17 protein-coding genes are annotated in these 17,915 nt (G+C 67.4%); 13 read left to right on the forward strand and 4 right to left on the reverse strand.

The window, feature by feature from the left end; all coding sequences use genetic code 11:
* Positions 1-65: 65 nt before the first annotated feature.
* Positions 66-704, forward strand: a complete 639-nt coding sequence (locus GOPIP_RS20090) for a TetR/AcrR family transcriptional regulator (RefSeq protein WP_006371620.1) — start codon at positions 66-68, stop codon at positions 702-704.
* On the forward strand, positions 701-2,773 hold the full coding sequence (locus GOPIP_RS20095) for a neutral/alkaline non-lysosomal ceramidase N-terminal domain-containing protein (RefSeq protein ID WP_006371621.1): 2,073 nt from the start codon (positions 701-703) through the stop codon (positions 2,771-2,773). Before GOPIP_RS20090 ends, GOPIP_RS20095 begins: the two co-directional genes overlap by 4 nt.
* Before the next feature lie 7 nt (positions 2,774-2,780).
* On the opposite strand, the gene GOPIP_RS20100 is transcribed toward GOPIP_RS20095, so the two are convergent.
* The 3 genes from GOPIP_RS20100 to GOPIP_RS20110 all read right to left on the reverse strand — a co-directional run bounded on the left by GOPIP_RS20100 (position 2,781) and on the right by GOPIP_RS20110 (position 6,449).
* Complete coding sequence (locus tag GOPIP_RS20100) at positions 2,781-4,379, reverse strand: MFS transporter (protein ID WP_035728502.1); 1,599 nt, start codon at positions 4,377-4,379, stop codon at positions 2,781-2,783.
* 80 nt (positions 4,380-4,459) lie between these two features.
* Positions 4,460-5,242 carry an enoyl-CoA hydratase gene (locus GOPIP_RS20105; protein ID WP_006371623.1) on the reverse strand — a complete coding sequence of 261 codons (783 nt, stop codon included), beginning with the start codon at positions 5,240-5,242 and terminating at the stop codon, positions 4,460-4,462.
* 100 nt (positions 5,243-5,342) lie between these two features.
* Positions 5,343-6,449 (reverse strand): enoyl-CoA hydratase/isomerase family protein, encoded by a 1,107-nt coding sequence (locus GOPIP_RS20110; RefSeq protein WP_006371624.1) that lies wholly within the window; start codon positions 6,447-6,449, stop codon positions 5,343-5,345.
* Between the two features lie 338 nt (positions 6,450-6,787).
* Between GOPIP_RS20110 and GOPIP_RS20115 the strand changes: the two genes are divergently transcribed.
* From GOPIP_RS20115 to GOPIP_RS20155, 9 genes are all read left to right on the forward strand, one after another.
* Positions 6,788-7,312: an MSMEG_0572/Sll0783 family nitrogen starvation response protein gene (locus GOPIP_RS20115; protein ID WP_006371625.1), complete on the forward strand. Its 525-nt coding sequence runs from the start codon at positions 6,788-6,790 to the stop codon at positions 7,310-7,312.
* Positions 7,313-7,346: 34 nt separating this feature from the next.
* On the forward strand, positions 7,347-8,237 hold the full coding sequence (locus GOPIP_RS20120; protein WP_006371626.1) for a carbon-nitrogen hydrolase family protein: 891 nt from the start codon (positions 7,347-7,349) through the stop codon (positions 8,235-8,237).
* Positions 8,230-8,526 (forward strand): MSMEG_0570 family nitrogen starvation response protein, encoded by a 297-nt coding sequence (locus tag GOPIP_RS20125; protein WP_006371627.1) that lies wholly within the window; start codon positions 8,230-8,232, stop codon positions 8,524-8,526. The genes GOPIP_RS20120 and GOPIP_RS20125 overlap by 8 nt, the downstream gene beginning before the upstream one ends.
* A 24-nt stretch (positions 8,527-8,550) precedes the next feature.
* A complete protein-coding gene (locus GOPIP_RS20130) occupies positions 8,551-9,837 on the forward strand; it encodes an MSMEG_0569 family flavin-dependent oxidoreductase (protein WP_006371628.1) in 1,287 nt (428 codons plus the stop codon).
* Between the two features lie 36 nt (positions 9,838-9,873).
* Positions 9,874-10,929, forward strand: coding sequence for an MSMEG_0568 family radical SAM protein (locus GOPIP_RS20135; RefSeq protein WP_006371629.1), 1,056 nt, complete (start codon positions 9,874-9,876; stop codon positions 10,927-10,929).
* 4 nt (positions 10,930-10,933) lie between these two features.
* On the forward strand, positions 10,934-12,391 hold the full coding sequence (locus GOPIP_RS20140; RefSeq protein ID WP_006371630.1) for an MSMEG_0567/sll0787 family protein: 1,458 nt from the start codon (positions 10,934-10,936) through the stop codon (positions 12,389-12,391).
* 43 nt (positions 12,392-12,434) lie between these two features.
* Positions 12,435-13,286 carry a carbon-nitrogen hydrolase family protein gene (locus GOPIP_RS20145; protein WP_006371631.1) on the forward strand — a complete coding sequence of 284 codons (852 nt, stop codon included), beginning with the start codon at positions 12,435-12,437 and terminating at the stop codon, positions 13,284-13,286.
* 8 nt (positions 13,287-13,294) lie between these two features.
* Positions 13,295-14,389 carry an MSMEG_0565 family glycosyltransferase gene (locus GOPIP_RS20150; protein ID WP_006371632.1) on the forward strand — a complete coding sequence of 365 codons (1,095 nt, stop codon included), beginning with the start codon at positions 13,295-13,297 and terminating at the stop codon, positions 14,387-14,389.
* 335 nt (positions 14,390-14,724) lie between these two features.
* On the forward strand, positions 14,725-15,426 hold the full coding sequence (locus tag GOPIP_RS20155; protein ID WP_006371633.1) for a glycoside hydrolase family 25 protein: 702 nt from the start codon (positions 14,725-14,727) through the stop codon (positions 15,424-15,426).
* A 43-nt stretch (positions 15,427-15,469) separates the two neighbouring features.
* Here the strand turns inward: GOPIP_RS20155 and GOPIP_RS20160 are convergent, their stop codons facing one another.
* On the reverse strand, positions 15,470-16,354 hold the full coding sequence (locus GOPIP_RS20160; protein WP_006371634.1) for a LysR family transcriptional regulator: 885 nt from the start codon (positions 16,352-16,354) through the stop codon (positions 15,470-15,472).
* Between the two features lie 76 nt (positions 16,355-16,430).
* Between GOPIP_RS20160 and GOPIP_RS20165 the strand changes: the two genes are divergently transcribed.
* Positions 16,431-16,838 (forward strand): SRPBCC family protein, encoded by a 408-nt coding sequence (locus GOPIP_RS20165; RefSeq protein ID WP_006371635.1) that lies wholly within the window; start codon positions 16,431-16,433, stop codon positions 16,836-16,838.
* A gap of 8 nt (positions 16,839-16,846) precedes the next feature.
* Positions 16,847-17,869 (forward strand): LLM class flavin-dependent oxidoreductase, encoded by a 1,023-nt coding sequence (locus GOPIP_RS20170; protein WP_006371636.1) that lies wholly within the window; start codon positions 16,847-16,849, stop codon positions 17,867-17,869.
* Positions 17,870-17,915 lie beyond the last annotated feature (46 nt).

Consider the following 17,915-nt stretch of genomic DNA (forward strand, 5'->3'; position numbering starts at 1 on the left):
CGCGACAGATCACCCCCCGTGATGCATAGTTGACCGAACGATCAACTGATCCGGGGGGATTCTCGATGCGCCGAATGACGTTCGACGAGCGACGTGCGGAGCTGATCGACGCCGCAATCCGGGTCATCGCGCGCGACGGACTCGCCGCGGCGACCACGCGGGCGATCGTCGGCGAGGCCGGCATGCCGCAGGGCGCACTGTTCTACATCTTCTCCTCACGCGAGGCACTGATCAGCGCTGTGATCGAGGAGATCACCAGCGCCGAACGGCTCGGCGCGCTGCTCAGCGTGGAACTCACCGACCCCGGTACCGGACTCACCGAGGTGCTGACCGCGGCGATGGACGCCTATCTGCGCCTCCTGGAGAGCGATCCGAGGCGAGAGATCGCCTTGCTGGAGGTCGCCACTCACGCGATGCGCCACGATCCGGAAGCCGGGCGTCGCCAGTGGGAGGTCTATCGGTCGGCGGTTGCCGACGCCCTGCGCTTCATCGCCGACACGATGTCACTGCGGTGGACGATGCCGACCGACGAACTCGCCCACATCGTCACCTCGTCGCTCGACGGGTTGACGCTGTCGTGGCTGACCGATCATGACAGCGACGCCGCGCGGCGCCATATCGCCGTGTTGGCCACCACTTTTGCCGCAATGGCGGCACCCGCCGACGATGCGGGCAGGACCGGTTCGGAGGGGCGACAACGATGACGGACACCGCGAGAGCAGCCGGGGTCAGCCGGCGAGGGTTACTGGCCGGAGCGGCGGTCGGGGCCACAGCACTCGGCTTGGCCGGCGTCGCCGGTACCCCCGGTCCAGCACAGGCGGCACCATCGGGCGGCTATCTCGTCGGCGCCGGACGCGGTGACATCACCGGAGCCATTGCCGGACAAGGCATGATGGGCTACTCCGATCTCTCGCAGGTGGCCACCGGCCTCCTGCAACGCGTCTGGGCGCGTGCCTACATCATCGCCGACGCCGCCACCGGTACCCGGATCGTCTTCGTCAACGCCGATCTCGCGTGCATCTTCGAATCCCACCGCGTCGGAGTGATGAAGGCGCTGGCACAACGCTTCGGCAACGCCTACACCAACGAGAACGTCAACATCAACGCCACGCACAATCACAACTCGTGCGGCGGTACCGCCTGGGATTATGCGTATGTCCTTGCCGCACTCGGGCATCGGGAGAACTCGTATCGCGCCGAGGTCGACGGAATCGTCGAGGCCATCGTCGCCGCGCACAACAGTCTCGCTCCGGGAACTCTCGAGCTCGGCCACAGCGAGCTGCACGACGCAAGTGCCAACCGGTCCGTGCAGGCGTTCGTCCGCAATCCGGCAGCCGACCAGAAGCACTTCCCCGAACACATCGACCCGCAGGTCACCGCGTTGCGACTGCGCCAGGGCGGCACCGTGATCGGCGAGATCACCTGGTTCGCCACGCACGGCACCTCACTCACCGACGCCAACACCCTGATCTCCAGTGACAACAAGGGCTACGCCTCCTATCTGGCCGAGAGCGCGAATCCCGGTGTGGTGGCGGCATTCCCGCAGACCAACGCCGGCGACATGACACCGAACCTGTGGCTGCGCAAGATGCACCCCGGCGGACCCACCGCCGACCACCGCACCAACCGGGTGATGATCGGCGACCGCCAATATCGCGCCGCGCAACGTGCTTTCGCCGCAACACGGCCGTTGACCGGCGCCATCAGCTACGCTTATCGCTTCCTCGATCTCTCCGACATCCGGATCGACGGCCACTACACCCCGGACGGCAAACCCACCCGCACCACCCCGGCGATCATGGGTGCGGCCGCCGCGGCCACCAGCACCGAGGACAACACGCGGAGCCAGCTGAGTTTTCTCCAGGAGGGTGTGACGCTGCCGTTCGCGCAGGCCCTCGGCGTCGACACCAGCGTGACGCCGCCGGACTGGGCGGTCGCGATCCAGGCACCGAAGTTCGACCTGTTCCCACTCGGCTACCTTCCCCCGCGACCCTGGATACAGCAGGTGCTGCCGATCCAGCTGATCCGGATCGGTGACCTCGTCCTGGCTTGCGGGCCTGCCGAATTCACCATCGTCGCCGGGTTGCGCATCCGACGCATCGTCGCCGATGCGCTGCACGTGCCACTGGAGAACGTGCTGATGCAGGGCTACGCCAACGGCTACAGCCAGTACGTGACGACGCCGGAGGAGTTCCTGTCGCAACAGTACGAGGGCGGCGAGACACTGTTCGGGCGCTACACGTTGTGCGCCTACATGCAGGAGTTCGACCGGTTGGCCCGCACGATGGCCGCGGGAAGACGCGGCGACCTCGGACCGACACCCGCCGACACCAGCGGGCTGCAACCGAATCTCCTCGCGCCGGTCCCCGCCGACACCCCGGTCCGCGACACCACCTTCGGCGCGGTCGTCGCCTCGCCGAGAACCACCTACGTTGCCGGACAATCGGTCTCGGTGTCGTTCTCCGGAGCACATCCGAGCAATCGTGTGCGACGTGTGCCCGCCGACGGGTCCCGGCCCACCGACGGCTACTACGTGATCGAGCGTTTCGACGGGGGACGCTGGATCACCGCGGAGGACGACACCGAGGCGGCGAGCGAACTCGAGTGGAAGCGCCCCGACGGTCAGGATTCGGCATCGATCGTGACCATCACGTGGCGAATCCCGCAGGGCGCAGCCGGTCGTCATCGCATCCGGTATTTCGGTGACGTCAAGTCGACGACCGGTCGTCTGCGCCCGATCGTCGGCGTCAGCCCGTCGTTCGAGGTGACCTGAGCACCGCTCAGGTGTCGTCGGACGCTGATACCCCGCGTTCGGAGGCGTAGCGGCGCATCGCTTCTCGTTCCTTGGCCGCCTTCGGGTAGCACACGGCCACCAGCAGGGCCCCGCATCCCACGATGACGATGGCCGCCGCGTTTGCCCGGGCGTCGCCGTGCACGAAGGCCTCGCGTGCGGCGGTGATGATCTCGTCCGAGTACTGCGGATAGCGTTGTGCCAGATCCGCTGCGCTGGCAAAGGATTTGGTGAGCACCGCCTGGGTCTCGCTGCTGACGTGGTCGGCGTCGGGTGAGGCGGAGATCGCCGCCGTCAAGGTCTTGGCGTATCCGGCGGTGAGGATCGCCCCGAGTACCGACTGCATGATCGCGCCGCCGAGATCGCGCTGTAGATCCGAGGTGCTCGACGCCATTCCGGCGCGTGAGACCGGCACCGAGCCGGTCAACGAATGCGACGCCGGGGTGCCGGCGAATCCGACGCCCGCGCCGATCAGGATGTAGGTACCGATCACCGACCAGATGGGCGCGGTGTCATGCCACATGATCAGTGCCAGTGCCAGGCCGAGAATGATGAACAGATACCCGATGAGCAGGGTGTATCGAGATCCGATGGACTCCACGAGTTTCGCCGACTGCGGGGCGACCACCACCATCGCCGCGGCGGCGGGCAAGGCCATCGCACCCGAGGCGAGAGCGGAGTAGCCGAGCACGTTCTGCAGATACTGCTGACCGACGAACATCGCACCCATCAGGGTGCCGAAGATGACGATGCCGCCGACCGCCGCCACCCAGAACGTCGGCCGAGATGCGATCCGGAAGTCGTAGAGCGGCACCCTGATCCGAAGCTGGCGCCACACGAACACGACGATCGAGACCACCGCGATCGCCGCGAGTACCCACACCGCGGTCCGCATGTTGCTCAGCGGGGCGAAGTTGATCGCCAGCACGGTGGAACCCACCAGCACGATCGATAGGACGCCGCCGAGGTTGTCGACGGCGACGGCGGTGTCACCGCCGTCGGCGGGCACCAGGAACCACGCGCCGGCCAGTGCGAGCACTGCAAGGGGCAACGTCACCAAAAAGACCGATTGCCAAGCGAATTGCTCCAGCAACGCCCCCGACACGACAGGGCCGGTCGCCGAGATCGCCGCGCCGATCGCCGACCACGCCGCGATCGCGCCGGTGCGGCGGGCACCGGTCCACAGGGCCGTGATGATCGCCAGGGTCGTCGGATAAGCCAGACCGGCCGAGATCCCGCCGAGGACACGTGCGGCGAACAAGACGTTCGGGCCCACCGCGAAACCGGCGATCAGCGACGCCGGCAACGTCAACAGCATGCCGGCGATGAGCAGCCGCCGTCGGCCGAAACGGTCGCCCAGTACACCGAAGTACAGCACCGACGCCGCCAGTCCCAGCGAGTAGCCGACGGCGATCAGATTCAGTTGCGTCGAACTGGCGTCGAGGGCCTTGCCGATATCGGGTAGTGCGACGTTGGCCACGGACAGATTGATGTTGGCGACACCGGCCACCAGGATCAGCGCCCCGAGTACCAGGGCCGCCCGTGGCGGACTCGTCTCCTTGTCGGCGTCGATGGCATCGGTCGTCATCACGCGTCGAGCCTACGACGGAGGTGCCCGTTTCACGGCGTATCGCCGCACTCGTCACCCCGGTCGGGTGACGCCATGGGTCACCGGTGGGTGAACCGCGGCTCCCGCTTCTCGACGAACGCGGCCATCCCCTCGGTCTGGTCATCGGTGGCGAATGTCGAATAGAACAGCGCGCGTTCGGCGCGAACACCTTCGGTGAGGCTCGATTCGAAGGCTCGGTTCACCGCGTCCTTGGCCAGCGCGGTCGCGATCGCCGACTTCGACGCGATGGTCGCCGCGACCTCGAGTGCGGTGTCGAGCGCTTCCTCGGTGGGCACCACCCGCGACACCAGACCCATCCGTTCGGCCTCGTCGACCTTCATCTGCCGGCCCGTCAGCACCATGTCCATCGCCTTGGCCTTGCCCACCGCGCGGGTCAGGCGCTGCGATCCGCCGATGCCGGGGATGACACCGAGGTTGATCTCGGGCTGCCCGAAGACGGCGTTCTCGCCGGCGATGATCGTGTCGCACAGCATCGCCAGCTCGCACCCGCCGCCCAGCGCATACCCGGTCACGGCGGCGATGATGGGGGTTCGGCTGCGCGACAGCTCATCCCACGCACCGATGAACGATTCGCCGACCACCTCGGCGTAGGTCTTCGACGACATCTCCTTGATGTCGGCGCCGGCGGCGAACGCCTTCTGCGATCCGGTCAGCACGATCGCCCCGATACCCGCGTCGGCGTCGAACTCCTTGACCGCGGCGACCACCTCGGTCATCAGTTCGGTGTTGAGCGCGTTGAGCGCCTTGGGACGGTTGAGGGTGATGAGGCCGACGCGGTCGCGGCGCTCGGTCAGGATCGTCTGCGGTTCGGTGGTGCTCATGATGACTCCTTCGTCAATGGCTTCGGTTCGTCAATGGCTTCGGTTCGTCAATGGCTTCGGTTCGTCAATTGCTTCGGCGGCGAGGCGATGATGCGAAAGATCAGGCGTCGGCGGAGGATTCGACCTCGAACGTCAGCTCGACGTCATCGGGCAGCGGCGCGAAGAACGCGTCGATCGCGGCGGCGTCGATCGCGGCGGCAGGCCGCCAGGCGGGGTTGCGGTCCTTGTCGATGACCTGAGCCCGGATGCCCTCGGCGAGGTCGGGAAACAGCAACGAGCGCAACGACACCCGGTATTCGCGGCGCAACGAGTCGGCCAGCGTCGCGTCGTGCTGCGCCTCCCGCAGCGAACGCAGCGCCACCCGCAGGGCCAGTGGGCTTTTCGCGGCGATCCGCTCGGCGGTCTTCGTCGCGAAGTCCGAGCCGACGGCACGGCACCGCGCGATGATCTCGTCGACGTCGTCGGCGGCGAAGGCCTCGGCGATCCACGATCGCTGCTCGAGCAGCCCCGCGGCGGGTGGTTCGATCGAGAACTGGGCGAGCACCTCGGCGGCCGGCCGGTCGGCGAGCGCTGCGACGAGTTCGTCGAGTATCTCGGCGGGCACATAGTGGTCGGCGAGTCCGAGGGCGATCGCCTCGGCGCCGTCGATCGGTGCGGCCGTCAGCGCGAGGTAGGTGCCGAACTGGTCCGGGACGTGCGCGAGCAGATGGGTGCCGCCGACGTCGGGCACGAAGCCGATGCCGACCTCGGGCATCGCGAGTTTGGTGCGGTCGGTGACGACGCGGGTGTTGCCGTGGGCGGAGATCCCGACGCCGCCGCCCATGACGATGCCGTCCATGATCGCGACGTAGGACTTGGGGTAGTGCGCGATGTACTCGTTGAGGAGGTATTCGTCGTGCCAGAAGCGTCCGGACGGGCTCGCCGCGGCGTCGTGGTCGTCGTGGGCGCCGCCATCGGCGTCGACGTTGCTGAGTTCGACGCCGTCGCGGTGGATGGCGACGATGTCGCCGCCGGCGCAGAGGCCTCGCTCACCGGCCCCGGAGATCACCACGGTCTCGATCGCGTCGTCCCTCGCCCACGCGTGCAGCGCGTTGTCCATGGTCAGCGCCATCTCGTGGTCGAGGGCGTTGATCGATTTCGGGCGGTTGAGTACCAGGTGAGCCACCCGCCCCCGGCGTTCCGTGCGGATCGACGCGTCGTCGGCCATCGGTTTCCTTCCCTCACGCTGTCACATGCTCGGCGCTGCTCGCCTGTCTGCAATAGTTGCATATCCTAGTTTCTCCCCGCACACAAGGTCCAGGCGCACGGGTCGGCCTACCATGGGAACAGGCATCGGTGGCGCCCCAAGTCGGCCCACGGCTGTGTTACATGAATCGGCCGATCCCTTATTCCTCCGGTAACCACCACGCAATACCCGAGGTCTGAAATTGGTGGCAGGTGATCGACCGGCCCACGCCGACTCCGATCCCCGTTCACATCCCGGGCAACGTCGCCCACCCCCTCATTCGCCGCGCACATCCACGCGCCGTCTCCACAGGAGAAGCCATGCCCGCATTCGACGAGACCATCACCGAGAACATCGCCGCCTCCCTCGCCGAGATCCCCCATCCGTCACTTCCCAAGGGCTCCAACATCTATGGCGGAACCAAGATCTTCCCCGATTACCAGGCGGAGAACGGCGAATCGTACTTCACCCTCGTCCACGGCATCGCCCACGAGTCATCGGTCTCGTTCGTCGCCGTCCTGCAGGCCACCCGGGCGCTGCGCAAGGGATTCGAGTCGGCCATCTACTTCTACGGGCCGGGCGCCATCAATTGCCTTGCCACCCGCGGCTTCCCGACCACCGGCGATTCGGGCTTCCCCGGCGAACAGAACATCAACGACTCCTTGGCGACCTTCATCTCCGAGGGCGGAACGGTCTTCTGCTGCCGGTTCGGGCTCGCCCTGCATGGCGGTCGCGAAGAGGACCTGATCGAGGGCGTGATCCCGGCACATCCGCTCGACGTGCAGGACGCGCTCATCCACTACGCCCGCAAGGGCGCGATCATCAACTCCACCTACATGGTGTGAGCCGAGTTCCGATGCCCACGACCAGGATCAGCTCATGACGACACTTGCCGCCGTCGCGGCCAACTTCACCCGCGATCTCGAGGACAATTATCGGGTGATCGCCGACCACGTCGAACGGGCCCGAGCAGCGGGAGTCGATTTCCTCGTCTTCCCCGAGGCCGCCATCGGCGGCTACCTCTCCTCGCTGGGCAATCACGGTGACACCGTCGCGACCACCAGTCGCTCACTGCCACCGGCCATTTCGCTCGACGGTCCGGAGATCAAGCGCGTTCAGGCGATCGCGGGCGACATGCTCATTGCGATCGGGTTCTGCGAACTCGCCGAGGACGGGGTCACGCGGTACAACGCCGCAGCCGTTCTCGATGGGGAGCGGATCTACGGCAGCTACCGCAAGGTGCATCAACCGTTGGGCGAGAACATGTCCTACTCGGCGGGCACCGGATACGGGGTCTTCGACACCCCGGTCGGGCGCGTCGGCCTGCAGATCTGCTACGACAAGGCCTTTCCCGAAGCCGCACGCATCATGGCGCTGCAGGGTGCCGAGATCATCGCGAGTCTCTCGGCGTGGCCGGCTGCCCGCACCGCAACGGCGGAGAACCTGCAGGAAGACCGCTGGACCTACCGCTTCAATCTCTTCGATACCGCACGCGCACTGGACAATCAGGTCTTCTGGATCGCCGCCAACCAGTCCGGGACCTTCGGTTCGCTGCGCTACGTCGGCAACGCCAAGATCGTCGATCCCGGTGGCAACGTACTGGATTCCACCCTCCTCGGCAGCGGGATGGCCGTCGCCGAGGTCGACATCGACGCCACCTTCACCGCCATGCGCGCCGGCATGTTCCATCTGCGCGACCGACGGCCCGATGCCTACGGGCTCATCACCGACACCGAGGCAGCCGCGTGGCGGGAACCCGCTCATGCCTGAGATGACCTTCGCGGTGCGCTGGCCGGACGGGCGTGTGCAGGAATGCTATTCACCGTCGCTGGTCGTTCACGACCATCTGAGCAGCGGGCATCACTACACGGTCGCCGAGTTCCGCGCCCGCAGCCTCGTCGCACTCGGTGAGGCGGCCGAACGCGTCCGTGCCAAGTTCGGTTTCGCCTGCACGTCGGCAGCTGCGACGGCCGAGGCGATCACCGTCACCGCAACGGATTTCGCCGACGACGCCGTCGTCGAAGTCCTGAGCATGCACCCGCCGCTCCCCCACCCCTGAATCCCCACATCGTTCGGAGCTCCCATGAGCACTTCCGCCCATCCCCCGCACATCCCCGTCGTCATCGTCGGCGGCGGCCAGGCCGGCCTGTCGGTCAGTTGGTATCTCGGCAACGCACACATCGATCACGTCGTCATCGAGCGCGACACACCGATGCACGCCTGGGCCGATACCCGTTGGGACAACTTCACCCTCGTGACCCCCAACTGGCACTGCCGGCTGCCCGGTTACTCCTACGACGGCGCCGACCCCGACGGGTTCATGACCCGCGACGAGGTGGTCGCCTGGCTCGCGGGCTGGCTGGAGACCTTCGAGCCGCCGCTGCGTACCCACACCACCGTGACGCGCCTGTCCCGGATCGCCGACGACCGATTCGAGCTGACCGTGAGCGGCGACGCCGGCGAGGAGGTACTCACCTGCGATCAGGTGGTCATCGCCACCGGCGGCTATCCACTGCCCGTCGTCCCGGCGTTCGCCTCATCGCTCGATCCCGTTGTCACACAAATTCATTCCGAGCAGTACCGCAACGCCGATCAATTGCCCGAGGGCGCGGTACTCGTTGTCGGGTCCGGTCAGTCCGGCGCACAGATCGCCGAGGATCTCCATCTCGCCGGCCGCGAGGTACATCTCGCGATCGGCAACGCTCCCCGGGTCGCGCGCACCTACCGTGGACGCGACTGCATGACGTGGCTGGCCGAGATGGGCCTCTACGACACCCCGGCGCAGGAGTATCCCGGCGGAAAAGCCGCCCGGGAGAAGACCAACCACTATGTCACCGGTCGCGATGGGGGCCGTGACATCGATCTGCGACGCTTCGCACTCGAGGGCATGCGGTTGTACGGCACCCTCATCGACGGCAAGGACGCGCACCTGCGATTCGCACCGACGCTGACCGCGGCCCTCGACAACGCCGATACGGTGTACAACTCCATCTGCGCCGACATCGACCGCCACATCGCGGCCAACGGCGTCGACGCACCCCCGCCGACCCGATACACGCCGGTGTGGCAACCGGATTCGCAACCCGAGTCCCTCGACCTGGCCGACGCCGGCATCACCTCCATCGTCTGGGCGATCGGCTACCGACCCGACTACCGGTGGATCGAGGCCAGCGCCTTCGACGGGTCGGGCCGTCCGATGCAGACCCGCGGCGTCACCGAGGTACCCGGACTCAGTTTCGTCGGTCTGCCGTGGATGCACACCTGGGGCTCCGGACGATTCCTCGGCATCGACCGCGACGCCCGCCACATCGCGGAAACGATCTGCGAGGGCATCACCCGCTCCCCGCTACGCCTCGCCGCCAGCCAATAACCCCTGCTCCCTCACCCCACCGATCGGAGGACGATCATGAGCGTCTCCACCCGCGTCGACCTCGCACTGCTGGGAATCCGGGGCACGCCGCCGGTCCATCGCACCGGCGGTGCCGGTCCGAGCGATGACGGGCACCTCGTCGTCGACGGACTGCACGCCGCGATCCCCCGGAACGACAACAGCCCCTTCATCTTCGACGGTGATCGCGTACTCCTCGACGGGGACGACGTCGGCGTGCAGATCACGCCGATCGGCCGGCCGAGATTCTACGATCTCGCCACCGCGGACGGCGTGCCGTACGAGCAGATCGCGAGGCTGCACGGTCAGAACGTCCTGGCCACCACCGTCGTTCAGACCTGTATCCGCTACGCCGAGGATCAACGCTGCCGGTTCTGCTCCATCGAGGAGTCGCTGCGAGCCGGTTCCACGACCGCTGTCAAGCGACCCCACGAACTCGCCGAGGTCGCGCGTGCCGCCGTCGACCTCGACGGTGTGACCCAGATGGTGATGACCACCGGGACATCGGCCGGACGTGACCGGGGCGCACGGCATCTCGCACGATGCGTCCGCGCGGTGAAGGATGCCGTCCCCGACCTCCCCATTCAGGTGCAGTGCGAGCCGCCCGCCGATCTCTCGGTTCTGGGCGACCTGCGCGACGCCGGTGCCGATGCGATCGGCATCCACGTCGAGTCCCTCGACGACGAGGTGCGACGCCGGTGGATGCCGGGGAAGTCGACGGTACCGCTCGCCGAGTATCGGGCAGCGTGGGCCGAGGCCGTCCGCGTGTTCGGCCGCAACCAGGTCTCCACCTACCTCCTCGTCGGGTTGGGCGAGGATGCCGACGAAATGATCTCTGGTGCCATGGAACTCGCCGACATGGGGGTCTACCCGTTCATCGTGCCGTTCCGCCCGCAACAGGGCACCCTGGCCGTCGATGTGGATGGGGCCACCGGCCCCGACGCGGCGACGGTGGAGAAGATCAGCCGCGAGGTCGCGTCCCATCTACAGCTGATCGACATGGCCGGCAGCGACCAACGCGCCGGATGCGCTGCCTGCGGTGCGTGCAGTGTGTTGGCGAACGTCGGTGGGTGAGAACATGCTCGATCATCGGAGCCTCCCCCACGCCGCGCCACCAGCTCCCGCTCGGGGCGACCTGTCGATCCTCGCGGGCACCCCGCATCGTCGACAGTCCGGCAACGAGACCGCCCACCTGATCCACGTCGCCGACTCCCGCGCCGAGGTGGACGCCTATCGGGCTCTGCGGCGCGCCGAATTCGTACTCCGTCAAGGACTTTTCGACGGTTCCGATGCCGACGACGTCGACGACGATCCACGCATGGTGGCGTTGATCGCGGTCACCGACGACGGTGCTGTGGTCGGCGGAGTGCGGGTGGCTCCTTGTCTGGACCCCGACATCGGATATTGGGCGGGCAGCCGACTCGTCGTCGACCCCGACCGTCCGATCCGCGGTGTGGGCGCGGCATTGATCCGGGCCGCGTGCGCGTACGTGGAGACCGCGGGCGCCCTACGGTTCGACGCATGCGTCCAGGACCGTTTCGCCGGGTTGTTCACCGGACTCGGCTGGGAGGACTGCGGCGCCGACGTCACCGTGCGCGGCCGGGCCCATCGCCGGATGCGCTGGCCGATCGGTCGCATCCAGCGAGCCGCCGACGCCACCAAAGCACCTCTGGCGCAGATCCTCACGCCGTTCCGGGCCCAGCCGACGGGGTTGGGTCCGGCGGGATTTCGCGGTGACGACGGTGCGCCGGTCCCGGGCACTGATCTGATTGCGGCCTGCGACGCGATCGTTCCGTCCATGGTCGAGCGGGATCCCGAGTGGGCCGGGTGGTGCTCGGTGTTGGTCAACATCAACGACCTTGCCGCGATGGGCGCGGCGCCGATCGGTCTGCTCGACGCGGTCGGCGGCCCGACCCGGGCACACGTCGAACGCGTGATCCGCGGTATCGCCGAGGCCGCTGACGCCTGGGGCACAGCGGTTCTCGGCGGCCATACACAGTTCGGGGTGCCGTCGGTGTTGGCGGTGACCGCGCTGGGCCGTACGGATCGTCCGATCGCCGCGGGCGCCGGCCGCGTCGGCGACGTCGTGTCTTTACTCGCCGACACCACCGGGGAGTGGCGGCCCGGATATCACGGAAGGCAATGGGACAGCACCAGTTCACGCGATCCCGAGGCGCTGCGACAGATGACGGAGTTGCCCGCGCGGCTGCGCCCGCGCGCCGCGAAGGACGTCAGCATGGCCGGGGTGGTCGGCACGTTGGGAATGCTCGCGGAAGCGTCGGGGACCGGTGCCGAACTCGATGTCTCCGCGGTGCCGCGGCCCACCGAAGCCGCGATGGGTGACTGGCTCACCTGTTTTCCGGGGTACGGCATGCTCCTCGCCGACACCCGACCCGCCGACCCCGGGTCGGCCGCACCCGTGGTGTCGGCGGCGTGTGGACGTCTGGTTGCGGGAGCCGGAGTACGGCTGCGCTGGCCGGACGGGGTCAGTACCGTCGCCGTGGCCGGCGGTGTGACCGGGCTCGGGGCGGCGTGAGTTACCCATCAACCGACCACCGCACTCGGTAGGCTGAACGTCCATGACAACCGTGACACTCGGAGCTCTCGCCGCGCACTTCGGCCGCGACGTCGAGCGCGCAGTGTCCAAGGCGCTGGGCATCATCGAGGCCGCCGCACGCGAGGGTGTGGACCTGCTCGTGTTTCCCGACGCTGCACTCGGCGGGTACATCGGTGATCTCCGCGCGCCCGACGTCGACGACCTGCCGCCGACCCTCGACCGGGATGGGCCCGAATTGGCGGCCATCGCTGCGGCCGCGGGAAAGATGGTGGTGTGCATCGGTTATGCCGAGGCAGCCGATGGGGTTCGGTACAACTCGGCGGTCTGTGTCAACGGTGATGGTGTGCTCGGAACACATCGCAAGGTCCACCAGCCCGCCGGCGAGTCCCTCGCGTACACGGCCGGTGATCGGTTCGAGGCGTTCGACACCCCGATCGGCCGGCTCGGCATGCTGATCGACTACGACAAAACCTTTCCGGAATCGGCGCGCACCCTGGCCCTCGACGGGGCGACGACCATCGCCGCGCTCTCGGCCTGGCCGGCCAGCGTCACCGACCGCGCCGCACGGCTACCCGCCGACCGACAGTCGCGCCTGTTCGACCTCTACGACAGTGCCCGCGCCGCGGAGAACCAGGTGTTCGTCGTGTCGTCGAATCTGACCGGCATCACCGGGTCGCTGCGATTCCTCGGCCAGGCCAAGGTCGTCGGCCCCGGCGGTGACATCCTGACGACCACCCGTTCCAAGGGTGGGCTCGCCAAGGTCACCGTCGACGTCGAGCACGAGATCGGCCGGGCTCGCAGGGTTCTGGACCATCTGGCCGAATTGCGTACCGACGCCTACCGATTGCCGAGCAACACCGAGATCCGGAGATGACGAACTCCATGCGCATCGCGCTCCTGACCTATTCGACCAAGCCGCGTGGCGGGGTGGTCCACACCCTCAATCTCGCCGAGGCACTGGTCGATCAGGGCGCCGAGGTGACGGTGTGGTCGTTGGCGCGGGGCGGCGACGAGGGATTCTTCCGAGCCGTGAATCCGTCGGTCGCGTTGCGTCTCATCCCGTTTCCCGATCGTGAGAACGAGTCCATCACCGACCGGATCATGCGGTCGATCACCACGATGCGTGAACAGTTCGACGCCACCGGCACCGACATCGTGCACGCCCAGGACTGCATCAGCGCCAACGCCGTCGGACGTTGCATCCGCACGATTCATCATCTCGACCAATTCACCACCCCGATCCTCGTCGATTGCCACGAGAAGGCCGTCGTCAACCCGTATGCGCGGATCTGCGTGTCACGATCGGTCGCCGAGGAGGTGCGAGCGGGATGGGGACTGCACCCCACGGTGATTCCCAACGGGGTCGACCACGATCGGTTCTCGGTCGCGGCGGGTGCAGACCCGGCGGCAACGGCCGCTCGGCAAGGATGGCGGGATCGGCTGGGCCCCTTCGTGTTGGCGGTCGGTGGCATCGAACCCCGCAAGGGCAGTATCGATCTCGTCGAGGCATTTGCGGTGCTGCGGGCTCGCGTTCCGGGCCTGTCGCTCGTCTTCGCCGGCGGTGAAACGCTTTTCGACTACCGCAACTACCGTGCGGAATTCGATCGGCGAGCACACGATCTCGGGGTCGAGCCCGTCGTCCTCGGGGCGGTCGCCGACGACGTGTTGCCACCGCTGGTCGCCGCGTGTGACGCCTTCGCCTTCCCGTCGACCAAGGAGGGATTCGGGCTGGCCGCCATGGAGGCACTGGCTGCCGGCCGTCCCGTGGTCGCCCGTGATCTGCCGATTCTCCGTGAGGTGTTCGGTGAGACCGTGCGGTATGCCACCGATCCTGCCGACCTCGCCGACCACCTCGCCGCCGCTCTCGCCGATCCCGATTCGCGCGTCGACGCCGGCCGCGTCCTGACCCGATCCCTCACCTGGGATTCCGCCGCGCGGGCACACCTGGACTTCTATCGCGAGCATCCGACCTGGTAGTCCGCCTGGTCCGGAACCAGCACTGCCACAAGCGGTCTCGAGGCTCGGCGCACGCGCCTCACACCTCGACCATCGGGTGGGAAACGCCCTGCCAACCGCCCCCTGGTGGGGAAACACCCCCGCTTCGGCGGCGCCCTAGCCGATGGTCGAGGTGCCGACGAGCGCCAGCGACGAGGCCTCGAGACCCTCCTATCCACCCAACTCGGTCAAAACCCCTGCCGGACTTGACCGTTACGGGAGCATGCGGCCACGAGTGTGTTACAGAAGTGACGAATGAGGTGTAAACCGATACGAGCAGACCTATCCTGGGGCGCATGATGCGCCGTCGTCTTGTCATGTCCGCCACCGTCGCGACGGTGGTGGGTGTCGCCGGCTCACTGACCGTTGCGCCGGCCACCGCGGCCCCGTCGGTCGGGCCGGACGTGTCGAGTTACCAGCATCCGAACGTGTCGCTGATCAACTGGTTCGCGGTGCGCGCCGCCGGCCAGCAGATCGCCATGGTGAAGGCGACCGAATCCCTCAACTATGTCAATCCGTACTTCGTTCCCGACAGCCTCACCATGCGTGCCGCCGGCCTCATCCGCGGCACCTATCATTACGCCGACCCCTCGCAGTCGGCCGCCGCGCAAGCACTTTTCTACGCCGGGGTCGTGCTCGGACAGAACGGAATGCTGGATCTCCCACCGGTTCTCGACCTGGAGAACTCCGGCGGGCTCAATCCGACGGACCTCGCCGCATGGGTGCGCGAGTTCTTCGCCACCCTGGAGTCGCTGACCGGGCGCAAGACGATCCTGTACACCTATCCGAAGTTCTGGGACACCGCGATGGGCAGCACCACCGAGTTCGCCGACCACCCGCTGTGGATCGCGTCCTACAACGGCCAGGCCGCACCGGAGATGCCGCACGGCGGCTGGAGCACCTGGACGTTCTGGCAGTACACGGATTCCGGCCAGCTACCCGGCATTCCGACGCCGGTCGATCTCAACCGATTCAACGGCACGCCATCGCAATTGCAGACGATGGGCAACGCCGCCTGAATGAGTACGACCGGCACACCGGCAGCTGAGCGGGGCGAGCCGTTCAGCGGGCCACGGCGTCGGCAACCGAGCGCAGGTCGTCGACGACCGAGGCGATCGCGGCGCGCGGATGCGGCCGGGTGAATGCCTCGTACACCCGCGCCGCACGAACTCCCTTGAGCTCCAACGCGACCACGTCGGGCTGCCGGGCCGCATGCCGCGGCATCAGGGCGATCCCGTGATCGGCGGCGACGAGCGCCTCGATCGTCGTGAAATCCAGCATCCGCTGGATCACCCGGGGTGCCACGCCGGTGAGCGCCGAGATCGATTGCAGCACATCATCGACCGGGAATCCGCCCTCCACGCTGATCCAGTCGCGGTCGGCGAGTTCGGAGACCGCGACCCGCCGCTGGCCGGCGAGATCCGAGGTGCGCGCCACGATCACATCCAGCGGTTCGCGCATCAGCTCGGTGACCGCGACCCGCGGATCGGTCAGCGCGGGCATCCGCTCGTCACGGTGGGTGACGACGATGTCGAAATCGGCCAAACCCGGTGCGGCCTCCGGATATCCGACATCGAGGTGGAAGGCGTGCACGTCGATTCCCGCCTCGGCGGCCCGCGTCAGCACGTCAGGAAGCAGCAGCGTCGCGCCCGACGGGAACATCGCCAGACGCACCGAGGCGTGACCGGATCGGTACGACGCCATCTCTTCCTGCGCTCGCTCCACCGCGGCGATGACGTCATCGGCGCGCAGCACCAGCGCGTGGCCCGCCCCGGTCAGGCGGATGCGTCGGCCATCCGGTTCGAGCAGCGCCACGCCGGCCTCTTCGGCGAGCACCTTGAGTTGTTGCGAGACCGCCGACGGCGTCATGTGCAGCGCGTCGGCGACCGCGCCGATCGAGCCGCGATCGGCGAACTCGCGCAGCAACCGCAGTCGGCGAACCTCCATGGCGCGATCCTATGACGGTGAGATCCCACGTCAGGGAAGCTCCACGCATGTCGGACCCGGCACGCATGATGGATGAATGCGTAGTCGCCACGTGAGTCACGTCATCGCCGCCTCGCCGGATCAGGTCTACGAGTTCGCGTCGGACCCGGGCAACCTGGCGCTCTGGGCGTCGGGGCTGGCGCAGGCACCGGTCACGCGCCGTGGCGACGACCTCCTCGTCGAATCCCCGATGGGCACCGTCACGGTGCGCTTTGTCCCGCCCAACGACTACGGGGTCATCGACCACGACGTCACCCTTCCGACGGGGTCGACGGTCACCAATCCGGTGCGGGTGCTGGCCCACCCCGACGGCTCGGAAGTGGTCTTCACCCTGCGCCAACTCGACCTCACCGACGAAGAGTTCGACCGTGACGCCGCGACGGTCGCGGCCGATCTTGCACGCCTCGCCGACCTGGTGGAACAAAGCGGACCCAAGTCCGGTTAACTGGTGTCATGAGCAAGAAGATTGGTTTCCTTTCCTTCGGACATTGGTCCCCGTCGGCCGGCTCGCAGACCCGCTCGGCCGCGGACACCCTGCTGCAATCCATCGACCTCGCGGTCGCGGCCGAAGAACTCGGCGCGGACGGCGCCTACTTCCGCGTGCACCACTTCGCACGGCAACTCGGTTCGCCGTTTCCGCTGCTCGCCGCGATCGGCGCGAAAACCGAGACCATCGAGATCGGCACCGGCGTCATCGACATGCGGTACGAGAACCCGATGTACATGGCCGAGGACGCCGGCGCGGCCGATCTGATCTCCGGCGGACGACTCCAGCTCGGCATCAGCCGGGGGTCCCCCGAGCAGGTGATCGAGGGTTACAAGTACTTCGGCTACGTTCCCGCCGACGGCGAGACCGACGCCGACATGGCGCGCTCGCACACCGACGTGTTCCTCCAGGTCATCGATGGTGCGCGCTTCGCCGAGCCGAATCCATCGCCGATGTTCCCCAACCCGCCGGGACCGCTGGGCATCGAACCCCAGTCACCGGGCCTGCGCGATCGCATCTGGTGGGGTGCGGGCACGCGCGCGACAGCCGAGTGGACCGCGGAGAAGGGCATGAACCTGATGTCGTCGACGCTGCTCACCGAGGACACCGGAGTGCCGTTCCACCAACTCCAGGCCGAACAGATCCAGCGGTTCCGCGACGCCTGGAAGCTCGCCGGACACGAGCGTGAGCCACGAGTATCGGTGAGCCGCAGTATCTTCCCATTGGTCAACGACATGGACCGGGCCTACTTCGGCCGGGACCGGCACAGCTCCGACCAGGTCGGTCACATCGATGGCGGTATCGCGCGGTTCGGCAAGTCCTACGCCGAAGAACCCGACAAGCTCATCGAACAGCTCCGGGAGGACGAGGCCATCGCCGCCGCCGACACCCTGCTGCTGACGGTGCCGAATCAACTCGGCGTCGAGTACAACGCGCATGTCATCGAGGCGATCCTGAAGGACGTGGCACCGGCACTCGGATGGCGGTAGCTCCACCGTTCGGCGATGACTGATACCCATTCGGCATTGATCGGTC

Source organism: Gordonia polyisoprenivorans NBRC 16320 = JCM 10675, assembly GCF_000241325.1.
Classification (GTDB): domain Bacteria; phylum Actinomycetota; class Actinomycetes; order Mycobacteriales; family Mycobacteriaceae; genus Gordonia; species Gordonia polyisoprenivorans.